Annotated in this window: 23 protein-coding genes; 17 read left to right on the top strand and 6 right to left on the bottom strand. The window is 43.7% G+C overall.

Annotated features, from left to right (window positions below; all coding sequences use genetic code 11):
- Nucleotides 1-73: 73 nt before the first annotated feature.
- Entirely contained in the window at nt 74-295 is a 222-nt protein-coding gene (locus tag MOF34_RS08175) for a hypothetical protein (RefSeq protein WP_268399688.1), read from the bottom strand.
- A gap of 108 nt (nt 296-403) precedes the next feature.
- Entirely contained in the window at nt 404-562 is a 159-nt protein-coding gene (slrA, locus tag MOF34_RS08170) for a transcriptional regulator SlrA (protein ID WP_019716140.1), read from the bottom strand.
- 352 nt (nt 563-914) lie between these two features.
- Between slrA and MOF34_RS08165 the strand changes: the two genes are divergently transcribed.
- From MOF34_RS08165 to galT, 4 genes are all read left to right on the top strand, one after another.
- Nucleotides 915-1,586 carry a helix-turn-helix domain-containing protein gene (locus MOF34_RS08165; RefSeq protein ID WP_268399686.1) on the top strand — a complete coding sequence of 224 codons (672 nt, stop codon included), beginning with the start codon at nt 915-917 and terminating at the stop codon, nt 1,584-1,586.
- A gap of 17 nt (nt 1,587-1,603) precedes the next feature.
- Nucleotides 1,604-1,987, top strand: coding sequence for a GtrA family protein (locus MOF34_RS08160; RefSeq protein WP_019716138.1), 384 nt, complete (start codon nt 1,604-1,606; stop codon nt 1,985-1,987).
- An 84-nt stretch (nt 1,988-2,071) separates the two neighbouring features.
- A complete protein-coding gene (locus MOF34_RS08155) occupies nt 2,072-3,244 on the top strand; it encodes a galactokinase (RefSeq protein ID WP_019716137.1) in 1,173 nt (390 codons plus the stop codon).
- A gap of 3 nt (nt 3,245-3,247) precedes the next feature.
- Nucleotides 3,248-4,789, top strand: a complete 1,542-nt coding sequence (gene galT / locus MOF34_RS08150; protein WP_268399683.1) for a UDP-glucose--hexose-1-phosphate uridylyltransferase — start codon at nt 3,248-3,250, stop codon at nt 4,787-4,789.
- A 69-nt stretch (nt 4,790-4,858) separates the two neighbouring features.
- Here the strand turns inward: galT and MOF34_RS08145 are convergent, their stop codons facing one another.
- Nucleotides 4,859-5,104, bottom strand: a complete 246-nt coding sequence (locus MOF34_RS08145) for a GlsB/YeaQ/YmgE family stress response membrane protein (RefSeq protein WP_019716135.1) — start codon at nt 5,102-5,104, stop codon at nt 4,859-4,861.
- 512 nt (nt 5,105-5,616) lie between these two features.
- Here MOF34_RS08145 and qoxA point away from each other — a divergent pair.
- From qoxA to qoxD, 4 genes are read left to right on the top strand one after another with little or no spacing between them, the layout of a single operon-like run.
- Nucleotides 5,617-6,582: a cytochrome aa3 quinol oxidase subunit II gene (gene qoxA, locus MOF34_RS08140; RefSeq protein WP_080010387.1), complete on the top strand. Its 966-nt coding sequence runs from the start codon at nt 5,617-5,619 to the stop codon at nt 6,580-6,582.
- Between the two features lie 27 nt (nt 6,583-6,609).
- Entirely contained in the window at nt 6,610-8,559 is a 1,950-nt protein-coding gene (gene qoxB / locus MOF34_RS08135; RefSeq protein WP_019716133.1) for a cytochrome aa3 quinol oxidase subunit I, read from the top strand.
- A gap of 13 nt (nt 8,560-8,572) precedes the next feature.
- On the top strand, nt 8,573-9,187 hold the full coding sequence (gene qoxC, locus MOF34_RS08130; RefSeq protein ID WP_268399681.1) for a cytochrome aa3 quinol oxidase subunit III: 615 nt from the start codon (nt 8,573-8,575) through the stop codon (nt 9,185-9,187).
- Between the two features lies 1 nt (nt 9,188).
- On the top strand, nt 9,189-9,563 hold the full coding sequence (gene qoxD, locus MOF34_RS08125; protein ID WP_019716132.1) for a cytochrome aa3 quinol oxidase subunit IV: 375 nt from the start codon (nt 9,189-9,191) through the stop codon (nt 9,561-9,563).
- Between the two features lie 253 nt (nt 9,564-9,816).
- Here qoxD and ywcE read toward each other — a convergent pair whose 3' ends face one another.
- Nucleotides 9,817-10,083, bottom strand: a complete 267-nt coding sequence (ywcE, locus tag MOF34_RS08120; protein WP_080010364.1) for a spore morphogenesis/germination protein YwcE — start codon at nt 10,081-10,083, stop codon at nt 9,817-9,819.
- Nucleotides 10,084-10,312: 229 nt separating this feature from the next.
- Between ywcE and MOF34_RS08115 the strand changes: the two genes are divergently transcribed.
- The 5 genes from MOF34_RS08115 to MOF34_RS08095 all read left to right on the top strand — a co-directional run bounded on the left by MOF34_RS08115 (nt 10,313) and on the right by MOF34_RS08095 (nt 14,883).
- Nucleotides 10,313-11,038, top strand: coding sequence for a GNAT family N-acetyltransferase (locus MOF34_RS08115; RefSeq protein WP_268399679.1), 726 nt, complete (start codon nt 10,313-10,315; stop codon nt 11,036-11,038).
- Between the two features lie 5 nt (nt 11,039-11,043).
- Nucleotides 11,044-11,457: a sterol carrier protein domain-containing protein gene (locus MOF34_RS08110; protein ID WP_268399744.1), complete on the top strand. Its 414-nt coding sequence runs from the start codon at nt 11,044-11,046 to the stop codon at nt 11,455-11,457.
- A gap of 209 nt (nt 11,458-11,666) precedes the next feature.
- Complete coding sequence (locus MOF34_RS08105) at nt 11,667-12,851, top strand: FtsW/RodA/SpoVE family cell cycle protein (protein WP_268399677.1); 1,185 nt, start codon at nt 11,667-11,669, stop codon at nt 12,849-12,851.
- Between the two features lie 105 nt (nt 12,852-12,956).
- Nucleotides 12,957-13,706, top strand: coding sequence for an oxygen-insensitive NADPH nitroreductase (gene nfsA / locus MOF34_RS08100; protein WP_268399675.1), 750 nt, complete (start codon nt 12,957-12,959; stop codon nt 13,704-13,706).
- A gap of 175 nt (nt 13,707-13,881) precedes the next feature.
- Nucleotides 13,882-14,883, top strand: coding sequence for an LLM class flavin-dependent oxidoreductase (locus tag MOF34_RS08095; RefSeq protein ID WP_268399673.1), 1,002 nt, complete (start codon nt 13,882-13,884; stop codon nt 14,881-14,883).
- A 37-nt stretch (nt 14,884-14,920) separates the two neighbouring features.
- On the opposite strand, the gene vpr is transcribed toward MOF34_RS08095, so the two are convergent.
- Nucleotides 14,921-17,341: a serine protease Vpr gene (gene vpr, locus MOF34_RS08090; protein WP_268399671.1), complete on the bottom strand. Its 2,421-nt coding sequence runs from the start codon at nt 17,339-17,341 to the stop codon at nt 14,921-14,923.
- A gap of 525 nt (nt 17,342-17,866) precedes the next feature.
- On the opposite strand from vpr, the gene MOF34_RS08085 reads away from it, so the two are divergent.
- Both MOF34_RS08085 and sacT read left to right on the top strand, forming a co-directional pair.
- Nucleotides 17,867-18,169 (top strand): hypothetical protein, encoded by a 303-nt coding sequence (locus MOF34_RS08085; protein WP_029317142.1) that lies wholly within the window; start codon nt 17,867-17,869, stop codon nt 18,167-18,169.
- Between the two features lie 39 nt (nt 18,170-18,208).
- Nucleotides 18,209-19,039 (top strand): sac operon transcriptional antiterminator SacT, encoded by an 831-nt coding sequence (gene sacT / locus MOF34_RS08080; RefSeq protein WP_268399669.1) that lies wholly within the window; start codon nt 18,209-18,211, stop codon nt 19,037-19,039.
- Between the two features lie 39 nt (nt 19,040-19,078).
- Here the strand turns inward: sacT and MOF34_RS08075 are convergent, their stop codons facing one another.
- The gene (locus MOF34_RS08075; protein ID WP_268399666.1) at nt 19,079-19,849 is read right to left on the bottom strand and encodes a formate/nitrite transporter family protein; all 771 of its coding nucleotides are present in this window, start codon (nt 19,847-19,849) and stop codon (nt 19,079-19,081) included.
- A gap of 300 nt (nt 19,850-20,149) precedes the next feature.
- Between MOF34_RS08075 and scrA the strand changes: the two genes are divergently transcribed.
- Nucleotides 20,150-21,535: a PTS system sucrose transporter subunit IIBC gene (gene scrA, locus MOF34_RS08070; RefSeq protein ID WP_019716124.1), complete on the top strand. Its 1,386-nt coding sequence runs from the start codon at nt 20,150-20,152 to the stop codon at nt 21,533-21,535.
- Entirely contained in the window at nt 21,532-22,971 is a 1,440-nt protein-coding gene (gene sacA / locus MOF34_RS08065; RefSeq protein WP_268399664.1) for a sucrose-6-phosphate hydrolase, read from the top strand. The genes scrA and sacA overlap by 4 nt, the downstream gene beginning before the upstream one ends.
- The last annotated feature ends 14 nt before the right edge of the window (nt 22,972-22,985 follow it).

Genomic DNA, 22,985 nt, shown 5'->3' with positions numbered 1-22,985 from the left:
TACACCAATAAGTATGTACTGAAAGTCTGATTTATGCTGAATGACCTCTGGAGAATGAAAAGAGAAGGACGACTTAAAGAGGTGAACATAGCGGCATAAAGACAGGCGAAGGTTTTCCAGCTCGGCCGTGTATAAACGCGTTTGCTTTCAAAACCTCACCGAAAAGCAGTTTGTTCTCAGCAAAGCTGCAGTTTACCAGAGCCCGGTTAATAGATGTCCGCATCACCTCTTTATGACGATGCATGTGCCAAGAGGTGATCGCATCACCGGCTGTCTGTCTTATGTTAGCTGACACACCGTTTGTCCTCAAGCTCGGCATAGCAATCGCTTTCGAATAGAGGATATGGTGAAAACTCAGATCAGATGATAGAAAAGCCAGAGGTAATAGATCCGCCTGTTCGGATTAGTCTTGGCGGACGGTTTTTTTGTGATTATTTTTTCTCAATGCTGACTCAGATTCTAAAAACTGCCTCACATCACGAATGCCTAACCCAATGGATCTAGCTTCTTGTATTAACATATGCCAATCTTTGTCCAAATCTTTTTTAACTTGAGTTTTCATAGTAACCTCCAATTGTATAAAATGTTTTCCTGCAACATGCGGGCAATAAAGACGAGCCGACGCGATGATGAGGCGAGTACAACAAATTTCACACATAGTTGCTCGGTGTTCACAAACTGAAGGAAAAACCACCTACCTATTTCCTAAAAAAAAAGACTAATATAGCCAATGAATCTTATTTATAATAATAAACAATTAAATACTGACTGGATAGTATGTAAATGAAAATAAATCATTCAGCCTATTAAAAATGACCTCAGGGGAACCGAATAGTACTAGCTTTCAAAGAAATAAATACCGCTAAAGATTGATCCATTGTAAGATAAGGGTAATCATTTTCCTGGAGAAAAATATGAAAAAAAACAAATTTCAAATAAAAAGAGAAGCAACATTTGAAAGTTTTATAGACGCTGGCTTAAATTTGTTGATTGACCGAGCGTATGATCCGGTTTCTATAGAGGATATCAGCAGGGCAGCCGGGTACAGCAAAGGAGCGTTTTATGTTCATTTTGTCAGTAAGGATGATTTTCTGCAGCAACTTTTCGAAAGACGGCAGATGAAAAAAGAGATCATCATCGGGTATCTTGATCAAATGGAACAGGTCTCAGTGAAACCGCTGACATTGGACGAGGCTGCAAAACATGCAGCTGAGCTGCTTTATTCCTATTATATAAATAAGCCGTCGTGGGAGATTACCTCATTTGCCATGAATATGCCAACATACAAAGTCCTTCAGAAATGTAAGGCCTATGTCGGGCTATACGAATTGTGGGTGGAAGAAAATGCGTTATATATTAAGTGGCTGAGGGAGAGAAACCTGATTGACGCCTGTATTGATCCGGAATATACGGCTAAAATAATATGTGCAGTGCTCGACGGAATCATCAAACAATCGTATGTATTGGGTCAGCCCGCCACATTCCGCAGCTTTTTAGACGCATTCTCTGTTTTTTTTACTCTGGACAGTGAGCACGTGAGCCCAAGAATTTTGAAAAGTTTTTCAGAAAGCGAGGAACATCAGTGAAGTATAGAGAAATGATTATGTATATCATAATGGGGGTTTTCACAACAATTGTAAACATCGCCAGCTTTTATATATTGGTAGAGATCATGAATATGGATTACAAAGCCGCTACTGTCGCCGCTTGGATATTGTCCGTGCTGTTTGCTTACATAACAAATAAATTATATGTATTTCAGCAAAAAACACATGACCTGCAGAGTCTGATAAAAGAGATCACTGCCTTTTTCAGCGTACGGGTCCTGTCTCTCGGCATAGATCTAGGCATGATGATCATTCTTGTCGGCCAGTTCAATACAAATGAAACCTTGGCCAAAATACTAGACAACGCGGTTATTGTTGTCGTTAATTATGTCGCAAGCAAATGGCTCGTCTTTAAAAAAACAAAAGAAGAAGGGGTATAACAGGGGACAGCAGCGTATGATCTACAGTTTTCAATGAAGAAATAAGGGGAAATAAAAAAATAAAACAATGAAAGGTGAGCGCACATGCGGGAAGAGCTAAAGGGAATATTTGCAAGTGTATTCGGAGAAAAAGAGGAGTTGCGGTTTTTTTTCGCACCTGGAAGAGTGAATCTGATTGGAGAACATACAGATTATAACGGCGGGCATGTGTTTCCGTGCGCGCTGACAATGGGTACATATGCTGCTGTTGCAGAAAGAAACGACGGGGTTGTCCGGATGTATTCAGACAACTTTAAAGACGCAGGGATCAAGGAATGCAGCCTAGACGATATCCGCTATCAAAAAGAAGATGATTGGGCGAACTATCCGAAAGGCGTCATGTATGAATTTCAGCAAAGGGGCTATTCAGTTCCCCATGGCTTTGACATTGTGTTTTCAGGGAATATTCCAAACGGAGCGGGACTGTCGTCATCCGCTTCTATTGAATTGCTGATGGGAGTCGTACTCCAAAGCTATTTTCATCCTGAAGTGGATGCGCTTGAGCTTGTAAAAATGGCTCAGCATGCGGAAAACACATTTATCGGTGTCAATTGCGGGATTATGGACCAATTTGCAATCGGAATGGGGAAAAAACACCATGCGATGCTGCTGAACTGTGACACGCTGGACTATGAATATAGCAAACTCGATGTCTCAGGCCTGGCGCTGGTTATCGCGAACACGAACAAAAAAAGGACATTGGCAGACTCAAGCTATAATACGAGACGCCAAGAGTGCCATGACGCCTTGCTTGACCTGCAAAAAGCACTTGATATTGCCTCCCTGGGCGACATCAAGCCCTCTGATTTCGACGAGCATTCCAGCTTAATTCAAACTGAAACGAACAGACGCCGGGCAAAGCACGCTGTATACGAAAATCACCGTGCTATCAAGACGGCTCATATGTTCAAGGAAAATAATGTAGATGAAATCGGGCGATTAATGAAGGAGTCGCACCTTTCACTGAAGGATGATTATGAAGTGACATGTCCTGAACTTGATGAGCTTGTGTTTGCGGCGTGGGACCACGAAGGTGTGATTGGCTCAAGAATGACGGGAGCGGGCTTCGGCGGCTGCACCATCAGCATTGTAAAAGATGCGTTTGTTGATGATTTTATCCAAAAGGTTGGAGACAGATATCAAGAAAAAACAGGGCTCAAAGCGGAATTTTATGTCGCTGATATTGGAGAGGGAGCGAGAGAGCTAAAGGGGGAATGACACATGAGTATTAGTGAACATCTGGAACAGCTGCTGGAGTATGGACTGGAACGAAAACTCATTTCGATTTGGGATCGGGAGTATACGAGAAACCGCCTTTATGAAGCGTTGGGCATTAAACATCCCGAGCCGGTCTCTCACACTAGCATCAAGCAGGCACAAAGCCTGCCGGACTTGCTTGCTCCTATTTACAAATGGGCTGCGGAAACCGGCCGGATGGAAGCGGATACAGACACATACCGTGACTTGCTCAGCGCAAAGCTGATGGGATGTTTTGTACCTGCTCCGTCCGAGGTCATACGCAAGTTTGAAGAAACAAAAGCATTATACGGCCCAAAACAGGCTACAAAGGAATTCTATCAATATTCGGAGGATGTCTATTATATCCGGTCTGACAGGATCGCCAAAAATGTTCATTGGACGGTGCCAACCGAATATGGCGAGTTGGAAATGACTATTAATCTATCAAAGCCCGAAAAGGATCCGAAAGCGATTGCAGCTGCAAAAGAGCAGGCGCAGACAAATTACCCGATGTGTTTGCTGTGTAAAGAAAATGTCGGGTTTGAGGGAAGCGTGAAGCATCCAGCCCGCCAAAATCACAGAATCATTCCAGTCATCCTTAAAGACGAAAAATGGTATTTGCAGTTTTCGCCATATGTCTATTATCCGGAACATTGTATTGTCTTAAAGGGTGAGCATGAACCGATGGAGATCAGCAGAAAAACATTTGAAAGGCTGCTGTCATTTCTCGGGCAATATCCGCACTACTTTATTGGTTCAAACGCAGATCTGCCGATTGTCGGCGGCAGCATCCTAAGCCATGACCATTTCCAAGGCGGGGCACACGATTTTCCGATGGCGCAAGCAAAAGCAGAAGACGTTTATGAATTAAATGATTATCCCGGCGTGTCGCTGGGCTTAGTGAAGTGGCCGATGTCCGTGCTCAGGCTCCAAGGAGACAAGCCGGATCATGTCGCAGAAGCTGCTGATCATATATTCCGCACGTGGCAAACCTATTCCGATAAAAAATCCGGCATAGCCGCCTATACAGGCGATACGCCCCATAATACGGTCACTCCGATTGCGCGGCGCAGGGGAGACTTGTATGAACTCGATATCGTGCTGAGAAACAATCGGACGGATGAGGAGCATCCATTTGGAATATTTCATCCTCATCAGGAAGTTCACCATATTAAAAAAGAAAATATCGGCCTGATTGAGGTCATGGGATTGGCGATATTGCCGGGACGTTTACAGAAAGAAATGAAAGAAACAGCAGCGGCGCTATGCTCTGCTGATCCGAAATCGGCTTTAGAACAAAATCCGCTCACAGCAAAGCATAAGGAGTGGGCTCTTCGGATGATGGAAAAAAGAACGATAACAAACGAGAATGTGGATCTAGTCATAAAGGAAGAGCTTGGACATGTATTTGCGCGCATTCTTGAACACGCCGGTGTATTTAAACAGACAACGGAAGGAAAACAGGCCTTCAGAAGATTTATCGACCTTTTAGGCGTCAAACCAGTCAAAAGCCTCAACCGCTAGGGTTGAGGCTTTTCTGATTTTTCCGCTAAACAAATGCCCAAAGCGCTGATGCTTTGGGCACTGTTATTATTATCCTCTTTTTCTGGATAACAGGCTAACTAGAAATACAACAATGGCTGCGCCGATCACCGCTGGAATAATGGCAAATCCGGCTAGGTTCGGGCCCCATGTACCCAGCAGCCCGTGTCCGATCCACGCACCGATAAGACCCGCGATCATAGACCCGATAATTCCGCCAGGCATATCTCCTTTCACAAACAGGCTTCCAAGCCATCCGATAATAATAGCGACGATAAGGGAAATAATAAAACTCATATACAACACATCCTATTTTATATTTATTTGCTTTTATCATTCCTCTTTTTTGTAGAGGATAAACAATTGGATGCTCTCATAAAAAAAGGGAACAGTTCAGAGCATATCGCCGCTCTATTAAGCCTTTTCTTTCAAAATTGGTTGCGTTAAAATGGTAGCCGTGTGAAAAGCTGCTAGACAAGGAAAAAATAATTCCTTTCTAGAAAGTTTAACAAAATGAAACTTTTGATTGACCTAAGTTTTTTATTATGGTAAACCTTTATTTGTCAGAATTAGTTCTTCATCATCTTTCTTTACTTATATGCGGAAATAACTAGAAATTTTTCATCTTAAGCGATAGATGTGAATAAAGTTGGAGCGGTTTTTGTCGATTTTATGACATTTAAGCGAAAATGGGATGAAGTTTATAAAAAAATAAAGCTAATAAGTGAACTTTTTGATAGCATAACAAAGTAGAGAAAAGATTTTGAGGAAGTATGCACTTCAGATTTATTACATCAATAGGAAGGATGGTGATCTTCTTGTTCAGAGCATTAAAACCGTTACTTGTATTAGCGCTGTTAACTGTGGTTTTCGTCCTTGGGGGATGCAGCAATGCTGCAGTACTAGATCCGAAAGGACCTGTAGCTCAACAGCAAACTGATTTAATCCTGTTATCTATCGGATTTATGCTGTTTATCGTTGGGGTCGTCTTTGTTCTATTTACCATTATTTTAGTAAAATACCGCGACCGTAAAGGCAAAGATAATGGATCTTATAACCCAAAAATTCACGGTAACACGTTTTTAGAAGTAGTCTGGACAGTGATCCCAATTTTAATCGTCATTGCACTTTCTGTGCCAACCGTACAGACGATATATTCGTTAGAAAAAGCTCCTGAAGCAACAAAGGACAAAGAGCCTCTTGTTGTTTATGCTACTTCGGTAGACTGGAAATGGGTATTCAGCTACCCTGAACAGGATATTGAAACGGTCAACTACTTAAACATTCCTGTCGACCGCCCGATCTTGTTCAAAATTTCATCTGCAGATTCAATGGCTTCGCTTTGGATTCCTCAGCTTGGAGGACAAAAATACGCGATGGCAGGAATGCTGATGGATCAATACCTACAGGCTGATGAAGTAGGTACTTATAAAGGTCGCAACGCGAACTTCACAGGTGAACATTTTGCCGACCAAGTGTTTGATGTAAATGCAGTAACAGAAAAAGACTTTAACAGCTGGGTGAAAAAGACTCAAAGTGAGGCTCCTAAGCTGACAAAAGAGAAGTATGATCAATTGATGCTTCCTGAAAATGTGGATGAATTAACATTCTCTTCTACGCACTTAAAATACGTTGATCACGGACAAGACGCAGAATACGCGATGGAGGCCCGTAAACGCCTTGGCTATCAAGCCGTTTCACCGCACTCTAAAACAGATCCGTTTGAAAACGTAAAAGAAAATGAATTTAAGAAGTCTGATGATACAGAAGAATGATATTGATCAGGAAAGGAGGAAGCCCGCATGAAATTCAAATGGGATGAATTTTTCGTAACAGGTGACCCATTAATTCTGGGCGCACAAGTTTCCATCGCTCTATCTACCATTGCCATCATATTTGTACTGACCTACTTCAAGAAGTGGAAATGGCTCTGGTCTGAATGGATAACAACTGTTGACCATAAAAAACTCGGAATCATGTATATTATTTCTGCTGTAATTATGCTATTCCGCGGCGGTGTCGACGGTCTGATGATGCGTGCCCAGCTAGCGCTTCCGAATAACAGTTTTTTAGACTCAAACCACTATAATGAAATTTTTACGACTCACGGTACGATCATGATTATCTTCATGGCGATGCCGTTTTTAATCGGTCTTATTAACGTTGTTGTACCTCTTCAAATCGGTGCTCGAGACGTTGCATTTCCTTACTTGAACAACCTGAGCTTCTGGACGTTCTTCGTAGGGGCCATGCTTTTCAATATTTCTTTCGTAATCGGAGGTTCTCCGAACGCAGGCTGGACAAGTTACATGCCGCTTGCAAGTAACGAAATGAGCCCTGGACCGGGTGAGAACTACTATCTCCTCGGACTTCAGATTGCCGGTATCGGTACGCTGATGACAGGGATCAACTTTATGGTCACAATCTTAAAAATGAGAACAAAAGGCATGACACTGATGCGTATGCCGATGTTTACATGGACAACACTGATTACAATGGTTATTATCGTGTTTGCGTTCCCTGTACTTACAGTAGCTTTAGCACTTTTATCATTTGATCGTTTGTTCGGTGCTCACTTTTTCACATTGGAAGCAGGCGGTATGCCAATGCTTTGGGCAAACTTGTTCTGGATTTGGGGACATCCTGAAGTATATATCGTTATTCTTCCGGCATTCGGTATTTTCTCTGAGATTATCTCAAGCTTTGCAAGAAAACAATTGTTTGGTTACACAGCGATGGTTGGTTCTATTATCGCCATCTCCGTATTGAGTTTCCTAGTTTGGACTCACCACTTCTTCACAATGGGGAACAGTGCGTCCGTTAACTCTTTCTTCTCAATTACGACAATGGCAATTTCGATTCCGACCGGGGTTAAAATCTTTAACTGGCTCTTTACCATGTATAAAGGCCGAATTAGCTTTACAACGCCTATGCTGTGGGCGCTTGCGTTCATTCCTAACTTCGTAATCGGCGGAGTTACAGGGGTTATGCTTGCGATGGCAGCAGCGGATTATCAATACCATAATACGTACTTCCTTGTATCTCACTTCCACTATGTGTTGATTGCAGGTACTGTATTTGCTTGTTTCGCCGGATTTATTTTCTGGTATCCAAAAATGTTCGGCCACAAGCTGAACGAAAGAATCGGAAAATGGTTCTTCTGGATCTTTATGATCGGGTTCAATATTTGTTTCTTCCCGCAATATTTCTTGGGGCTTCAAGGCATGCCTCGCCGTATTTACACATATGGACCGAATGACGGCTGGACAACATTGAACTTTATTTCAACTGTCGGAGCTTTCATGATGGGTGTAGGATTCTTAATCCTTTGCTATAACATCTACTACAGCTTCCGCTACTCAACTCGTGAAATCAGCGGAGATTCATGGGGTGTGGGACGCAGTCTTGATTGGGCGACTTCTTCTGCGATTCCGCCGCACTACAACTTTGCGGTGCTTCCTGAAGTCAAATCTAAAGATGCATTCCATCAAATGAAAGAAGAAAAAACCGAGTTATACCCTGAAAGCAAATTCAAGAAAATCCATATGCCAAGCAACTCTGGTAGACCGTTCTTAATGTCTGTTGCCTTCGGTATCGCCGGCTTTGGACTTGTCTTTGAATGGTACTGGATGGGCGTAGTCGGATTGATCGGAGTCCTGCTCTGCATGGTTCTGCGTTCATTCGAGTACGACAATGGCTACTACATTAGTGTTGATGAAATAAAAGAGACGGAAAGAAAGATTTCCGAATAAGGAGGCGTGAGTTATGGAACATGCAGAACACGGCAATTCTAACGCGCCTATGGAATATCAATCTGAAACCGGCAGACTTAATATTCTCGGGTTTTGGATCTTTTTAGGGGCAGAAATTGTGTTGTTCTCAACACTATTTGCAACCTTCTTCGTTCTTCAAAACAGAACAGCAGGAGGTGTCTTACCGGACGAACTGTTTGAAGTGAATCTGGTAATGATTATGACGTTCTTGCTGCTTATCAGCAGCTTTACCTGCGGGATCGCTGTTCATGAAATGCGCCGCGGAAGTTTAAAAGGCGTAGTCATTTGGACAATTATCACTCTTCTACTCGGCGCCGGCTTCGTCGCATGCGAGATTAACGAGTTTGTCCACTATGTACATGAAGGAGCATCTCTCGGTACAAGTGCGTTCTGGTCTGGATTCTTTGTTTTACTTGGAACTCACGGAACTCACGTAACAATCGGTATTTTCTGGATCATAGGAATTCTGATTCAGTTGAAGAAACGCGGATTAACTCCGCAAACTTCATCTAAAATCTTTATCTCAAGCTTGTACTGGCACTTCTTAGATGTTGTATGGATTTTCATCTTTACAGGTGTCTATCTCATGGGATTGGGGGGTCTGTAAAATGGCAAACAAATCTGCTGAACACAGTCACTTTCCATGGAAGCACATTGTAGGTTTTGCACTGTCTATCGTTTTGACCCTGCTGGCTCTATGGGTTGCAGTGTATACTGACCTGAGCTCATCAGCAAAACTTTGGATTATTTTCGGCTTCGCCTTTATCCAGGCGGCGCTGCAGCTTCTCATGTTCATGCACATGACAGAGAGCGAAAACGGCGGTGTCCAAGTCGGAAACACGCTGTTCGGATTCTTTGGCGCGATCGTTATCGTACTTGGATCCATCTGGATTTTCGCGGCTCACTATACCCATGGTGACCATATGGATGGAAATCCACCAGGAGGCGCTGAACACTCAGAGCATTCAGGCCACAACGAATAATACAAAAACCCTCTTCGTTAGAAGAGGGTTTTTAGTATAAGCAAAAATCCCGAAATGAAATTTGTTTTGGAATTTTCATTGGACGAGCAGTGGAGCACTTTTCACAGGATGTGGTGATGGCGGTGTTTAAGGCCAAGACGCCTGGGCGATTAGCCATAACCCGTGAGCACCAACGCGCAGGATCGAAAACGAATGCGCGGGCTTGTCGACACACTGAAACCCCTCTTCGTTAGAAGAGGGGTTTATGATGTTTTCAGCTGTTGCTTCGCTTTCTGCGAAGATACGGAAGACCGTAAATGATAAACGCGGCGATATGAGCGACAATGACGTTGACGGCAAACAAGATAATCATGAGAGTGTGTCCTAGTGGAGAAAGGCTTTCTGTTGCGTAAAAGAAGAAGAATACCCACATTAAGATGATTGGCGGAATAGCAGAGAGTGCGACTTTTTTGTTATCAAGCCATATAAAGAGAGGTGTTGCGCTGGCAACCAATAAATAAGCAAAAAACATGTCCATCATACCCGTCTCCTTTCATTTTGTGATAACGTTTACAAAAATGAAATAGAGGAACTGAGTTGTGTCTGTTTTATGGTTGTTTTGTGAACATTCTGTTACAATTATTATACCATGTTTTCCAGAAATTGATACGTGTTTTTGCAGAAATGGACTGGATCTATCGTCTTATTTTTTAGATTCATTTGCTAGGAGAATGTATGGAACTTTCTTTTATAAAACAAGGGGGATGTTCATGTACCAGATAATAAAGCTTGAAAGAGAAGACTGGCTAGAAGTGATCCGCATGTCAGAATATGCTTTTCAGAAAGAACTCAGTGATGAGGAACGAGAGAAGAAAGTAAAAGCTTTAGAGAACCATTCCATTATCGGGATTAAAGAACAAGAGAAACTGCTGTCTAAACTTCATATCATTCCCTTTTCTGTCATGCTTGAGGGGCAGGAGATGGAGATGGGTGGTATTGCTGGAGTAGCAACCTGGCCTGAATATAGAAGAAAAGGAACAGTAAAAGAACTTATTCGAAACGCTCTCCTAGTCATGAAGAAACAAAATCAAACCATCAGCTTTTTGCATCCGTTCCTGATATCCTTCTACCGCAAATTTGGCTGGGAGCTCTGTTTCTATCAAAAACGACTGACTTATCATAAAGAACAGCTTCAAAAGCTAGGCAATGCCTCTGGATGCGTGAGACGGCTTCAAAAGGATGAAACAGATGCAGTGAATGCCATCTATAATCAGTATAGAACAAAACATAATGGGCTGATGAAGCGTTCAAAGGAGCATTGGACAGAGAAGGTTTCTGGAATGAAAGCTATGTACATCTCTGAAGGTGGAATGCCCTGTGGATATCTTGTGTATGACATCAAAAATAAAATGATGCGAGTTGAGGAATTTGTTTATTTGAACAGAGAGGCACAGAGGGGCTTATGGAATTTTATTTGCCAGCATGACTCGAGTTGAATGAAGTGAAACTGACTGTAAGGGTGGAGGAAGATCTTGATTTTTTAACTGCCGAACCCCGTGTCAAACAAGAGGTATATCCTTATAGTATGGGACGCATCGTAGATGTCGAAGGTTTTTTGAGAAATTATCCAAAGCCTCGCATGAAAGCACCTTTTGACTTTAAGGTAACAGATCAATGGGCTCCATGGAATCAACAGACTTTCCGAGTCGATTCAGAGCAAGTGCAGGTTATTTCAGAAGAGTCATCTGACCAGCTAATAGAATGCAGTATAGCTTCTTTTACGGCTTTCTTCCTTGGCGCCAGAAGTGCCCTTTTTCTTTATGAAACAGGTATGATAAAAGGACCGGTATCGGAAATCAAACGGCTTGATGATGTTTTTCAATTAAAACCTCCATTTCTTATGGATTTCTTTTAACCCCTTATTTAAATGGGGTTTTTTTATTTGAAAAGATTGATATCAATCGAAACATTTCGGTTTATGATACGTCATATTTCGTGTAGCTGAAAAAGCGTCGTATGCGCGCAAAAAACATAAATGGAAGCGAGCTTCACGTGTCATCTTGAACGTGGTTCATGTATAATAAACATTAGTGATTTTCCGATGAAAATGTAAGGCGGGATAGAATGAGTCGATATAAGAAGCAGCAAAACCCCTTTTATCAGGGGGATTTGATTTTTATATTTGGTGTGTTTTTTATTATAAGTGTAATTGCAATTTATGCTGCCGGCCAATTTGGGCAGTATGGTGATAATGCTTGGATGAAACAAATTATTTATTATGTTTTGGGAGCCATCGCCATTTCGGTTTTGCTGTATTTCGATTTGGAGCAGCTCGAAAAACTTAGTTTATATGTATTTTCATTTGGAATTCTGCTTCTCTTGATATTGAGAGTCAGTCCTGAGTCTATTGCGCCAGTGAAAAACGGTGCGAAAAGCTGGTTTCAGTTCGGTTCTGTAACGTTACAGCCCTCTGAATTTATGAAAATCGGCCTCATGATGATGGTAGCCTCAGTCATTTCAAAGGCAAGTCCTAAAAAAATCCGATCACTCAGAGATGATGTCCATCTTTTATTGAAGATTGCAGGTGTATCAGTAGTGCCAATCGGACTTATCCTTCTTCAGGATGCTGGTACAGCCGGGATATGTATGTTTGTTGTGATTGTCATGATCTTTATGTCAGGAGTTAACTGGAAGCTGATCGCGATCATCGGCGGTTCAGGTGCCTTATTTATTTCTCTTATCTTGTTAGTCATGATTAATTTTCCTGATGTTGCTAAATCAGCGGGTATTCAAGAGTATCAAATAAAGAGGGTTACATCTTGGGTTTCTGATTCAAACGGAACAACTCAGGAAGATGCAAATAGCAGCTGGCAGGTAGATCAGGCCGTCATGGCTATAGGTTCAGGTGGCATTCTTGGAAATGGTGTTCACAACTTGAAGGTGTATGTACCTGAAGGACAGACTGATTTTATCTTCGCCATTCTGGGAGAAAGCTTCGGATTTATAGGCTGTGCCATTGTCGTCATCATGTTCTTCTTCTTAATCTACAGGCTTGTCGTTCTAATTGACAAGATACATCCGTATAACCGTTTTGCCTCTTTCTTTTGCGTTGGATTTACGGCGTTAATAGTGATCCACACATTCCAGAATATCGGAATGAACATCGGCATTATGCCTGTTACCGGAATTCCGCTGCTGTTTGTCAGCTATGGGGGAAGCTCGACACTTTCCACGCTAATTGGCTTCGGGATTGTGTATAACGCGAGTGTGCAGCTGACGAAATACAGAAGTTATCTCTTTAATTCTTAATATGCAGACAGCCTTGAAAAAGGCTGTCTTTTTTATTAAAGAGCATTTCGCTTTTGATTTGACTATTTTTCGGATATGATAAAAAGAGATAAGGAGGTTCTTGTGATGAATAACACAATCGAAACCATTTTAAATCATCGGTCGATCCGGTCTTTTACTGATCAGCTTTTGACAGCTGAAGAAATTGATATATTAGTGAAGAGTGCGCAGGCTGCGTCTACGTCCAGTTATGTTCAAGCGTATTCGATTATCGGGGTTTCCGATCCTGAGAAAAAACGTGAGCTGTCTGTGCTTGCCGGAAATCAGCCTTACGTTGAGAACAACGGGCACTTTTTTGTATTTTGCGCGGACTTGCACCGCCACCAAAAACTGGCTGAGGAAAAAGGCGAAAATATTTCTGAGCTGGTCGAAAATACGGAAATGTTTATGGTCAGCTTAATTGATGCAGCGTTGGCAGCGCAAAATATGAGCATTGCCGCTGAATCTATGGGACTGGGCATTTGTTATATCGGCGGCATTCGGAATGAATTGGACAAGGTGACAGAGGTGTTGCAAACGCCTGACCATGTGCTTCCGCTTTTCGGTCTGGCAGTAGGCCATCCTGCAAACCTATCCGGCAAAAAACCGAGATTGCCTAAGCAGGCTGTCTATCATGAGAATACGTATAATGTAAACGCAGATGATTTCCGCAAAACCATGAATGCGTATGATCAAACCATTTCTGATTATTATAGAGAAAGAACAAACGGACAGCGGGAAGAAACGTGGTCTGATCAGATTCTAAACTTTATGAAGCAGAAACCGCGTACCTATTTAAATGACTATGTAAAAGATAAAGGCTTTAATAAAAACTAAAGTAAACCTCTCCGCTTCGGAGGGGTTTTTATGTTTCACGTGTAACATATTCCGACAAATAGAGACATGGTATCACAAATAAATGGCGAATGATCGGGAAACACTGATAAGCAGTGTGAGCGGCTTCGGAGAAAAAATAAGGGATCAGTGATACGATGAGGATGAGGTGGTAGGGATGATTTCATTAAGTATATTAGATCAATCTCCGGTATCTGAGAAAAGTTCTGCAGAAACAGCCTTACAGCAAACCGTTGCGCTTGCGCAAGCTGCTGAGGACCTTGGATATAAGAGATTTTGGGTGTCTGAGCATCACTTTTCAAAGCGGCTGGCAGGATCAAGCCCTGAGGTGCTGATTAGTCATATAGCAGCGAAAACGGAGCGAATCCGTGTTGGATCAGGCGGAGTCATGCTGCCGCATTACAGCGCTTATAAAGTAGCAGAGAATTTCCGTGTGCTGGAGGGGCTGACACCGGGAAGAATTGATCTGGGACTTGGCAGAGCACCAGGTGGAATGCCGATTGCATCATGGGCGCTCAATGACGGCGGGAAGCGCAATGCCGATCAGTATCCGCAGCAAATCAAGGAACTGACGATGTATTTGCATGATTTGGCGGATGACAAACACCGTTTTCCGAATCTGACGGCCGCGCCGCATATTTCCACCGCGCCGGATGTGTGGCTGCTTGGCTCATCTGGAGAAAGCGCGCTGCTCGCCGCTGATTCAGGCGCTGGCTATATGTTTGCCCACTTTATCAATGGAGAGGGCGGAGAGGATACTGTCAGACAGTATAAGAGACGATTTAAACCGTCTGTGTTAGGTGATACGGCTCGAGCGGCAGTTGCTGTTTTTGTTCTTTGTGCTGACACGGAGGATAAGGCAGAGGAGCTTGCAGCCGTGCTTGATTTTACGATATTGGCAGGGGAGCAGGGCATTCCTTTAGAAGGAGTTCCTTCTTATGAAGCTGTTCGGGAAAATACGTACTCCCCCTATGAAAAGAGACGAATTGCGGATAACCGAAATCGAATGATTGTCGGCACGAAAGAACAGGTGAAGGAGCAACTGTTAGCTTTGAGTAAGGCGTATGGAACTGAGGAAATCATGGCGGTAACCATTACGCATAATTTTGAAGATAAGCTCCGTTCTTACCGCTTGTTGCAGGAGGCATTTGCGAATTAATCTGAAGAAAGCCCCGCCGGTTCGGCAGGGCTTCTTATTATTCAACGACAAAAGGCTCTTCAGTCAGAACTTGGCTTGATTTGCCTTTGTTTGCGGCATAGGCGAGCAAGTAATATTCTCCGGCAGGAAGCTTGGTTCCGCCATTGATCGTGCCGTCCCAGTCAAAGTACTGGTAGCCCTTATCTTGATTTTTATAATTGCCGGCTTGGCCTGCAAAATCAAGGTTGCTGTCATAAACGAGGAATGCCAGCTCTTCTGCTCCTGCAGGAAGGTAGGTTTCAATCTGATAGGTGCCTTGTACAGAGCCTTCGCTGACGGAGACAGATGTTACTCTCGGATAATCCGGCTCTTTAACAATTAGCAATGTAGGTACCTTGGCGACGGTTCTTCCGCCTTCTCTGACGATAACCGTTCCTTCATAGGTGCCAGCTTTTGTTTTCTTTGTATTGACTTTTACTTTTGCAGTGGCTTTTCCGGTTTTATGTGCCGGAATCACAACTCGGCTTGTGCCGGATGTGGAGATGCCGCTGTCGTTAAATGAGTATTCAAGTGTGTATGACTTTCTAATGGAAGATTGGTTTTCAATCGTAAACGTTTCTTTTTTCGTTTCGTTTTCGCTTTCCTTCAAGAACGTGCCGTATGAATAGCTTCCAGGTGAGACGAGCGAGTCGGCTTTGATCGAGTTCATGATTCTCGCGCTGCCTGCACCTTGGGCGTTATGCGGATACACTTCTCCGTCGCCATCCTTTAAGGTGACAGCAGTATTCATGATGGCGGCTTTGATCTGTTCAACGCTCCATTTTGGTTTGGCTTGTTTGATAACGGCAACCGCTCCGGCAATATGAGGAGATGCCATGCTTGTTCCTTGTTTAGATCCGTACCCGTATGGGTTGTTAGGATCGTGTGTCGGAATGGTGCTGACGATATTGACGCCTGGTGCGGAAATATCAGGCTTAATCATCCATGTATCCATAACAGGGCCGCGTGATGAGAAATCAGCCACTTGCTCACCGAGCGATTTTGAGACACTTAGCCCGAATGTTGCTTTCGTTTCACCGGCTTTCACGGCGCTGACGAGTTTTTCACCGTCTTCTAATGAAAGCTTAATTGTTGGCACAGACATGCCTGGCACATCGGATTCAATTTCTCCAGAGAGGTTGTTATACACAACCATGCCGATGGCGCCGGCTTTTTTTGCATTATCGGCTTTATCCACAAACGAAATGCTGCCCCGTTTGACAACGGCGACTTTGCCTGTCAGATCTTTTCCTTCAAAATCCTTTTCTTCGCCGATTCCCGCTTCAACAAGCTCAACTTCTTTGTTATTAAGCGCTTTGACGTCGTCCTCTTTGTCATAGCCCATCACTTTTGCTGAAGCGTAGGAGCCGAAAGTGACGGCATATTCGTTGAGCGGCAGCTGGGTCGCACCGACGGAAATCGCTTCTCTTGATGTGCCAGGCGATCCGACTGTCCAGCCGTTCGGTCCGCTGTTGCCGTTTGACGTAACCGCGACAACGCCTTCTGACATGGCCCAGTCAAGCGCTGTGCTTGTCGCCCAGTCCGGGTTGTTTAAAGAGTTTCCGAGAGACAGGTTCATCACATCTGCGCCGTCCTGTACAGCACGTTCCACGCCGGCAATGACGTTTTCCGTTGTGCCGCTTCCGCCAGGGCCTAACACGCGGTAAGCGAGAAGTGTGGCATCAGGCGCAACCCCTTTAATCGTTCCGTTTGCGGCTACAGTTCCGGCTACGTGTGTTCCGTGGTCTGTTGCTCCTCCCCTCGGATCACCTGTTGGTGTTTCTTTTGGATCGTAATCATTGTCTACAAAATCGTACCCTTTATATTGTCCGAAGTTTTTCTTCAGATCAGGGTGATTGTATTCAACCCCGGTATCAATAATGGCTACCTTGACGCCTTTTCCTGTGTAGCCTAAATCCCATGCATCGTTTGCTCCGATATACGGCGCGCTGTCATCCATTTGCGGAGATACGGCGTCCTCGGAGATCGTGACGTCTTTATCCTTCATATTGTCTGTTTTATACGTGACGTTCGGGTATACTGCCTTAACATCTTTTACCGCAAGAAGTTTTGGAATCTCATTAGCTGGGAGCTTCATAGAAAAGCCTGAGAATACCTGCTCATATTCCCGGTTTACTTTCCCGTTTTTCACCGCTTTGAGGGCTTTGTTTTTTGCTGTGGTGCGAGCGTTTTTCAGCTTGCTTTTCGTTTGGCTTTCTCCCGCTTCCTTCGCCTCTGCCATGGATTTTTCTTTTAATTCCACGATAACGGTTGTTTTTTTGCTAGTGGTCATGTCAATATCACCGAATACTTCGGCTTTTTCCAGGTCAGCCGACGTTTTTGAAGAAGCCGGAGCTGCCTGTACTCCTGTCATACTTGTGGATAATGTGAAAAATACAACAAAATTTAGAAGAAGAGAGCGAATGATCCCCTTTTTCAATGTGTTTCCCCCTTTGTGTTTAGAAAAAATCTTGATCTAGTATATATTTCTTGAAAATTCAAAAAAGTCCTTGTGTCATATGGATCATTTATATGATTTTGTTTGTGTATAAGGAAGGAGTTATACACAGAACCCTGTGCATAAGTGAATAAACCTGTGTATATATATAGTTAGGAATATATGTTCTTATACAAAATATAGATAGGATTTGTGGACATGTGGATATCTATTGTGATTAAGTTGTTCTTATCTTTGGGATAACATGTGTATAAAGTTTTTAAAGCGTTTCTCCAATTTTCATTTCATTTCTTTCAGCTTTCAACAAAACTTCTAAAAACTAGTTGGTTTTTTCACTCATATTGTGACAAAGAATTCTCTTTCCGCAGTCTATTATAGAGTCATGAGTTTTGCTAGAGCCGCTAGTTTGCGAGAAAAGAAATCGGCCGTCTTTTCCCACGGGCTGCGGCTGAGAAAACGGGCTGCTAAAAGGCTGCCTACCAAAAAGAAGCGGAGGGATGTTTTTCTATGAAACGTTTGCTTGTATCTTTACGGGTGTGGATGGTCTTTTTGATGAACTGGGTGATGCCGGACAGAAAAACTGCGGCTGCCGCGGTCTATTCGGCTCAGCGTACATACCAAAGGAAAGCGGCGGTGCAGGCCGCGGGACTTGTTTCGTTTTATGAGTGGCGGATGGCTGTGAATGAGGAAGAAAAACAGAAAGCGAAAGCCTCGGCGCTTTATAAGAGAAGATGTTTGCAAGCCTTCAAAGAATCGCCAAAGCAGGAGAGAGCCGGCCCGCATCTTTACATGGCGGTCAAAAGGAGGTAAAATCCCAGTCAAAAGCTAATTGGCGGGAGAGATAGCCTCTTGAAAATCTATAAAGTACTAAACAACAATGCGGCTTTAATAATAGAGGGTGATCAGGAAAAAATCGTGATGGGTCCGGGAATCGCTTTTCAAAAAAAGAAAAATGACCTCATTCCTATAAGTAAAGTGGAAAAGATCTTTGTCGTGCACGACGAGAATGAAAAATTTAAACAAATCCTGCAAACGCTGCCGGAGGAGCATATTGAAATAGCTGAGGATATCATCAGCTATGCGGAAGGGGAGCTCGCGGCGCCGCTGAGCGACCACATTCATATCGCGCTTTCTGACCATTTGTCCTTTGCGATCGAAAGGATTCAAAATGGGCTGCTTGTGCAGAATAAATTGCTGCATGAGATAAAAGCGCTCTATAAAAAAGAATACGAGATCGGCCTGTGGGCGATCGGACATGTAAAAGAGACATTGGGCGTGTCTCTTCCTGAAGATGAAGCGGGTTATATTGCCCTTCACATCCATACGGCGAAGATGGATGCGGAGAGCATGTATTCAGCGCTGAAGCATACGACCATGATCAAAGAAATGATAGAGAAAATAGAACAATATTTTAATAGAAAGGTGGATGAAAACAGCATTTCCTATCAACGCCTCGTCACGCATTTGAGATACGCAGTCAGCCGGTTGGAATCAAATGAAGCGCTCCATCGTATGGACGAGGAGATGCTTTATTTCATCCAAAAAAAGTATTCATTTGCCTATCAATGTGCGCTTGAGCTGGCGGAGTTTTTAAAAAGTGAATATCAATTACATTTGCCGGAGTCCGAGGCCGGCTATATCACGCTGCATGTCCAGCGTCTTCAAGATCACTCGGAATAACCGCTTTGACTTGCAGGGAGTGATCTCTGGAAGTTTTTTTTATTTATCGGGATTGAGCGTGTAGTACATCCAGCCCATCATGACCATTCCCGCGGTCAGGTTGCCGAGTGTAACGGGAATTAAGTTTCTGACTGCTCCCATTACTGTCACTGTATCAGGGTGCTCGATCAAAAGTGAGATGGCAAATGTGCACATATTGGCAATGCTGTGTTCAAAGCCGGAAATAAAGAAGCAGAAAACAAAAAGCATCATGGTAAAGAGCTTTGCCCCTTCTCCTTTAAGAGACATTGGAATGAAAAAGGCGAGGCACACAAGCAAATTGCACAGCATCCCTCTGACAAACAGTTCGGAAGCGGGCGGCTCCATTTTGTGCTCTGCCAGATGGATCAAAAAGGAATGAACAGAAACCTCCTCAAAAAGTCCTGTCGCGCTGATCAGAATGGCAAATAGAATGGCGCCGATCAAATTGCCGGCATAACTTGTCATCCACATGTACAGGGTGTCTCGCCAGCGAATTTTTTTTCGGAGCGCGGTATAAGTGAAATAAAAAGTGTTGCCGGTAAATAAATCTCCGCCTCCGTAAGCAATCAGCAGAATAGCGGCCCCGAATGTGACAGCGGCTACCGGAAAAGCAAACGGAGAATCAGCCATAGTGAAATAACTGCCTGTTTTGCTTGCGGCTGTAATGCCGAATCCAATAAACATGCTGGCCAAAATGGATCTGAGCACATAACGGATTTTGCTAGAAACAAATATGTTTAGTTTGTTCAAAGCGTACTGTTCAACTTTTTGCAATGCTTGAGTTTCCATTGTTTTTTCCTGCTTTCTTTGATGGTTGAGCATAGTATAGCACGATTTTGTGAAATATTTCACAAGTAATTTTTACGAATTTTTGTCTAATTGTTTTATCAAACTATTTAACTAAAAAACAGTTGACGAAAACGCTATCATGATTTATGATGAAAGCGTATTCTCAATCTAAATAAGCGGGATTGTGACTGGTAAAGCAGGCAAGACCTAAAATTTGCGTAAATGAAAAAGGATCGCTGTGTCCTTTATTCGTTGGCGAATTTTAGGTCTTTTTTGTTTAAAGAAAAGGGGGAGAAACAGATGGATTACAAAGAGACTGCAAAACGCCTCATTGAACTTCTCGGGGGAAAAGATAACATTATCAGCGCGGCTCATTGTGCAACAAGACTGCGTTTAGTGATGAAAGATGAATCAAAGATAGATCAAGCACAAGTAGAAGAGCTTGATGGCGTAAAAGGCGCGTTCAGCAGCTCTGGCCAGTACCAGATTATTTTCGGAACAGGCCTTGTCAATAAGGTGTACGATGCTTTTTCTAAGGAAGCTGATATTGAGCGTGAAGAACACGTAAATCACCAGGATGCTGCAAAAGAAAAATTGAATCCCGCTGCGAGATTTGCGAAAACGCTTTCTAATATTTTTGTTCCAATCATCCCGGCTATTGTGGCCAGCGGCCTATTAATGGGATTATTGGGTATGGTCAATGCGTTTCATTGGATGAGCAAGGATTCTGCGCTGCTCCAGCTGCTCGACATGTTCTCAAGTGCGGCATTCATTTTCTTGCCGATTTTAATCGGGGTCAGTGCTTCAAAAGAGTTTGGAAGCAACCCTTACTTGGGAGCAGTCATCGGAGGTATCATGATTCATCCGACACTTTTGAATCCTTGGGGGTTGGCGGAAGCAACCCCTGATTATATGCATCTGTTCGGGTTTGATATCGCGCTTCTCGGCTATCAGGGAACTGTTATTCCTGTCTTGTTGGCGGTTTATGTGATGAGCAAGGTAGAGAAATGGACAAGAAAAGTAGTTCCGCATGCGGTAGATTTGCTTGTTACACCTTTTGTTACAGTGATTGTCACCGGGTTTGTCGCTTTTATCGCGATTGGTCCTTTGGGCAGAGCGCTTGGCTCCGGGATTACGGTTGCTTTAACTTATGTATATGACCATGCCGGTTTTGTTGCGGGTCTGATTTTCGGGGGCATGTATTCACTCATCGTTTTGACAGGCGTTCATCACAGCTTCCATGCGATTGAGGCAGGGCTTATTGCAGATATAGGCAAAAACTACTTGCTGCCAATCTGGTCAATGGCGAATGTCGCACAGGGCGGTGCCGGCCTTGCCGTCTTCTTTATGGCGAAAAAGGCAAAGACAAAAGAAATCGCGCTTCCGGCTGCATTTTCCGCTTTTCTCGGCATTACTGAGCCAGTCATATTCGGAGTCAATCTTCGCTACCGAAAACCGTTTATCGCTGCGATGATCGGCGGTGCATTGGGCGGTGCATATGTCGTCTTTACACATGTTGCTGCAAACGCTTACGGGTTAACGGGTATACCGATGATCGCCATTGCTGCGCCGTTTGGCATTGGCAACTTGATCAACTATCTGATTGGAATGGCCATTGCAGGAGTGTCAGCGTTCATCGCAGCATTTATCATGAAGATTAATGAAGATGAGGGGAGAAAAAAATGACATCACATGATCAGGAGCTTCGTCGCCGGGCATATGAAGAAGTGGACAAAAAAGAGCGGATCGCTAACAGCGATCCGCATCGCCAGCATTTTCATATCATGCCGCCGGTTGGGCTGCTGAATGACCCGAATGGCGTATTGCATTGGAAGGGCAGCTATCATGTGTTTTTCCAGTGGCAGCCGTTTCAGACAGGGCATGGAGCGAAATTTTGGGGGCATTATACGACACAGGATATGGTGAATTGGAAGCGGGAAGAGATTGCGCTCGCTCCGAGTGATTGGTTCGATAAAAACGGCTGCTACTCGGGCAGCGCTGTCACCAAAGACGGCCGGCTTTATCTGTTTTACACTGGAAATGTCAAGGATCACGAAGGCAATCGAGAGACGTATCAGTGCCTTGCTGTATCTGACGACGGGCTGACCTTTGAGAAAAAGGGTGTCGTCGCCCGCCTCCCGGAAGGATACACGGCGCATTTTCGCGACCCTAAGGTATGGGAGCATGAAGGCACATGGTATATGGTAATCGGTGCGCAAACGGAGAATATGCAAGGACACGCTGTGTTGTTTGCTTCTGGTAACCTGACAGAATGGAGATTTCTCGGCCCGATAACCGGCGCAGGCTTCAATGGGCTGGACGATTTTGGATACATGTGGGAATGCCCTGATTTGTTTTCTCTTCAAGGGTCCGACGTGCTGATCGTCTCGCCTCAAGGGCTTGAGGCTGATGGTTTTCGTTATCAGAACGTGTATCAATCAGGTTATTTTGTCGGTCGTCTCGATTATAACAAGCCTGAACTGAAGCATGGCGACTTTACAGAGCTTGATCAAGGCTTTGATTTTTACGCGCCACAAACACTTGAAGATGATCAGGGAAGGCGCATTTTATTTGCATGGATGGCTGTGCCTGATCAGAATGAAGGGTCTCATCCGACGATTGACTATCACTGGATCCACTGTATGACCTTGCCGAGACAGCTGACGCTATCAGGACAAAAGCTGATTCAGCAGCCGCTGCCTGAGTTGAAAGCCATGCGCAGGAATGAGAAGAAAATGCAAATCGACATGCATGGATCATCTGGTACGCTTCCAGTTGAAAACCCTGAAAGAGCTGAGATCTTGATCGAAGACATTGATACACAGTCCGGCTTTTCAATCAGTATCCGCGGAGCGGCTGCGTTCTCCTTTGATAAGGAGGAGGGCATTGTGACGCTGGAGCGAACGAGCTTCGACGAAAAACGAACAGAAGCCAGACATTGCCGCATCAAGAATTTGCATACTGTGCACATGTTTATTGACGCGTCATCTGTAGAAATCTATATCAATAATGGGGAAGAGGTCTTTAGTGCAAGATATTTTCCTTTCCCGGGAAATCATGAAATAACAGCCAGCTCGACCGGAAAATCTAAAATGGATGTTGTAATTTGGACACTTATGTAGAAAATCCTTCTATT

Origin of the sequence: Bacillus sp. T17B1, from assembly GCF_026796395.1 — a bacterium.
Taxonomy (GTDB): domain Bacteria; phylum Bacillota; class Bacilli; order Bacillales; family Bacillaceae; genus Bacillus; species Bacillus spizizenii_A.
Note: the sequence above shows the minus strand (reverse complement) of the source record. Positions and strands in the feature narration are given on the sequence as shown.

Excerpts from the sequence above, each read along its gene's own strand:
- scrA (WP_019716124.1), top strand. The coding sequence starts at position 20,150 with ATGGATTACAAAGAGACTGCAAAACGCCTCATTGAACTTCTCGGGGGA.
- ywcE (WP_080010364.1), bottom strand. The coding sequence starts at position 10,083 with ATGATGGACATGTTTTTTGCTTATTTATTGGTTGCCAGCGCAACACCT.
- slrA (WP_019716140.1), bottom strand. The coding sequence starts at position 562 with ATGAAAACTCAAGTTAAAAAAGATTTGGACAAAGATTGGCATATGTTA.
- MOF34_RS08165 (WP_268399686.1), top strand. The coding sequence starts at position 915 with ATGAAAAAAAACAAATTTCAAATAAAAAGAGAAGCAACATTTGAAAGT.
- MOF34_RS08160 (WP_019716138.1), top strand. The coding sequence starts at position 1,604 with ATGTATATCATAATGGGGGTTTTCACAACAATTGTAAACATCGCCAGC.
- MOF34_RS08155 (WP_019716137.1), top strand. The coding sequence starts at position 2,072 with ATGCGGGAAGAGCTAAAGGGAATATTTGCAAGTGTATTCGGAGAAAAA.
- galT (WP_268399683.1), top strand. The coding sequence starts at position 3,248 with ATGAGTATTAGTGAACATCTGGAACAGCTGCTGGAGTATGGACTGGAA.
- nfsA (WP_268399675.1), top strand. The coding sequence starts at position 12,957 with ATGAATAACACAATCGAAACCATTTTAAATCATCGGTCGATCCGGTCT.
- sacA (WP_268399664.1), top strand. The coding sequence starts at position 21,532 with ATGACATCACATGATCAGGAGCTTCGTCGCCGGGCATATGAAGAAGTG.
- MOF34_RS08115 (WP_268399679.1), top strand. The coding sequence starts at position 10,313 with ATGTACCAGATAATAAAGCTTGAAAGAGAAGACTGGCTAGAAGTGATC.
- qoxB (WP_019716133.1), top strand. The coding sequence starts at position 6,610 with ATGAAATTCAAATGGGATGAATTTTTCGTAACAGGTGACCCATTAATT.
- MOF34_RS08075 (WP_268399666.1), bottom strand. The coding sequence starts at position 19,849 with ATGGAAACTCAAGCATTGCAAAAAGTTGAACAGTACGCTTTGAACAAA.
- MOF34_RS08085 (WP_029317142.1), top strand. The coding sequence starts at position 17,867 with ATGAAACGTTTGCTTGTATCTTTACGGGTGTGGATGGTCTTTTTGATG.
- MOF34_RS08095 (WP_268399673.1), top strand. The coding sequence starts at position 13,882 with ATGATTTCATTAAGTATATTAGATCAATCTCCGGTATCTGAGAAAAGT.
- MOF34_RS08145 (WP_019716135.1), bottom strand. The coding sequence starts at position 5,104 with ATGAGTTTTATTATTTCCCTTATCGTCGCTATTATTATCGGATGGCTT.
- qoxD (WP_019716132.1), top strand. The coding sequence starts at position 9,189 with ATGGCAAACAAATCTGCTGAACACAGTCACTTTCCATGGAAGCACATT.
- qoxC (WP_268399681.1), top strand. The coding sequence starts at position 8,573 with ATGGAACATGCAGAACACGGCAATTCTAACGCGCCTATGGAATATCAA.
- MOF34_RS08105 (WP_268399677.1), top strand. The coding sequence starts at position 11,667 with ATGAGTCGATATAAGAAGCAGCAAAACCCCTTTTATCAGGGGGATTTG.